The sequence below is a fragment of the Proteiniphilum sp. UBA5463 genome (genome assembly GCF_002427225.1).
GTDB classification, from domain to species: Bacteria; Bacteroidota; Bacteroidia; order Bacteroidales; family Dysgonomonadaceae; genus Proteiniphilum; species Proteiniphilum propionicum.
In genome coordinates, this window is record NZ_DIQL01000062.1 from 78961 (window position 1) to 80870 (window position 1910).

General features: G+C 38.8%; 3 protein-coding genes. All 3 read left to right on the forward strand.

What is annotated here, in order from left to right:
• On the forward strand, nucleotides 1–777 hold a 777-nt coding region (locus tag B3B27_RS11505), incomplete at its 5' end, for a hypothetical protein (RefSeq protein ID WP_286847488.1).
• A gap of 224 nt (nucleotides 778–1001) precedes the next feature.
• Nucleotides 1002–1427, forward strand: coding sequence for a hypothetical protein (locus B3B27_RS11510; protein WP_238868014.1), 426 nt, complete (start codon nucleotides 1002–1004; stop codon nucleotides 1425–1427).
• Nucleotides 1414–1893: a helix-turn-helix domain-containing protein gene (locus B3B27_RS11515; RefSeq protein ID WP_286847490.1), complete on the forward strand. Its 480-nt coding sequence runs from the start codon at nucleotides 1414–1416 to the stop codon at nucleotides 1891–1893. Before B3B27_RS11510 ends, B3B27_RS11515 begins: the two co-directional genes overlap by 14 nt.
• Nucleotides 1894–1910: the final 17 nt, after the last annotated feature.

Below are 1910 nucleotides of genomic sequence, written 5' to 3' on the forward strand. Positions count from 1 at the left end.
TCCTATAGGCAGAATCATCTCTATTATCAAAATGTTGCAAACATAGCAGAGAAACAGGGTAATTTTGAAATGGCAAACAGATACCGGAGACAGGCTTCAGATCTATATAAGAACTCAGTTAGGGACAGGCTGGATACTCAGATTGCAGAGTTGGAGAAAAAATATGATCTCACGGAAGCGGAGAACGAGGTGTTGAGAACTCATCAGCAGAACCTGAGAATTGTTATTGGAGCACTGATACTGGTTATAGTGGTTATAGTTATTGCAATGAACGCTCTGCGATTGAGAAGAATGGCCCGGCTAAAGCTGATGAACGCAGAATACAAGATGCAACAGCAGGAGTTGCAGGCAAAAATAATGATGGATGAGGCACGAAAGAGAAAGTGGTTGCTGCAGCTTTATAGCAATATCTCTGACCGGCTCACATTCCTGCAGGGAGAATTTGAGATGCTTACGCAACGGTATATCTCTTCTCATCCGAATGTGTATAAAGCGATGGAGAATATTCTGAAAAAAACTGATACAGATCTCAGAGATATTACCAACACGCTGTCACCCGACGATGAAACATTCTACTCTTATACAAAGTTGAAGAACGAGCAATGTGACTTTAATGCAAATGAGAAAATGTTGCTGATGCTGTTGGCGTGCAATGCCGATAACAGGCAGCTGGCCACTTTTATGAACACTACCGTGGAAAGTATTCGTGTAAGAAAATCGCAACTCAAGAAAAAAATGTCTGAAAAAGGACTCGAAACCTCTCCTTTTTTTGATTAATTACCGTTAAAGTCGCACAGGGTAACACCCATATAATTAGGCAGATATACCTGCTGGTGCCGTTAAAGTTGCATCGGGGTATTGACTTATATGTCATTACTGTATTACTTTGTGTCGTAATTATATAATTTGAAAAACGTTTTGAAACGCGCATGAAAAATATTTAACATTACAAAATAATTATTTTTAGTTATATTCACCTAAAACAAAAAAATAATAGCAGTATGAAAAAAACTATGTTGTCGTTATTCTTGATTGTTGTGCCAATTGCACTTCTGTTGCCCTCAACTATAACAAATGAGGTAAAGGATGATTTGGAAGATAGAATTGAATTAGGAAGAGAGGGTGGTACAACCCGGATTGCGAATTCTCGCACTATGATGAGCATGACTGTTGCTGAACCGGTTTTAGTGGAAGCTCACAGCTCCAGGAATATTGTCACAATCTCAGTACAAAACTACCGTGGTGGAGCATGGGTGGAAATAATTGGATCAAAAGGTGCAAAACAGTACTATTTTGAAGTGTATGATATGGGATTTGACGTTGTAAGCCTGTCCGGGCTTCCTGCAGACAAGTATACCATTCGCATTATGTTGGGTACCGAGACATTTACAGGAACATTTAAGAAAGGAATGTATGGAAACAATTAACAGAAAAGAAAGATCGGGAGGTATTCGTAAATATTTGCTTACAGATGTGGCTTCATGCACTTTCACATTCTCGGATGGGCTCAAAAGTAAGGTGAGCTCAATGCCCGATAAGGAAGTAGTACTTGTTAAACTGATTCCCCGAACATCTAAATCGAAAATTTTCGAGGATAGCGTTCTGAAGAACTATTCATCGGCAAGAAACGTGAAAGAACTGGCTAACCTGTGTCATTACGACTGTTTAAGGACATTTACCCGACATTTCAAGAAGAGCTTCGATCAGACTCCATATCAATGGATGATTGACCGGAAAATGGAGGAAATATACTCATTGGTACAAAATTCTGATATCTCAATAACAGAGATTTCAAAAATGTATGACTTTAAAAGTGTGTCGCACCTGGTAAATGCATTCAGTAAAAAATTTGGAATATCACCTCACAAGAGCAGATTATCGAACGCTATCTGACTCTGATTTTTACAAAT

Excerpts from the sequence above, each read along its gene's own strand:
- B3B27_RS11510 (WP_238868014.1), top strand. The coding sequence starts at position 1,002 with ATGAAAAAAACTATGTTGTCGTTATTCTTGATTGTTGTGCCAATTGCA.
- B3B27_RS11515 (WP_286847490.1), top strand. The coding sequence starts at position 1,414 with ATGGAAACAATTAACAGAAAAGAAAGATCGGGAGGTATTCGTAAATAT.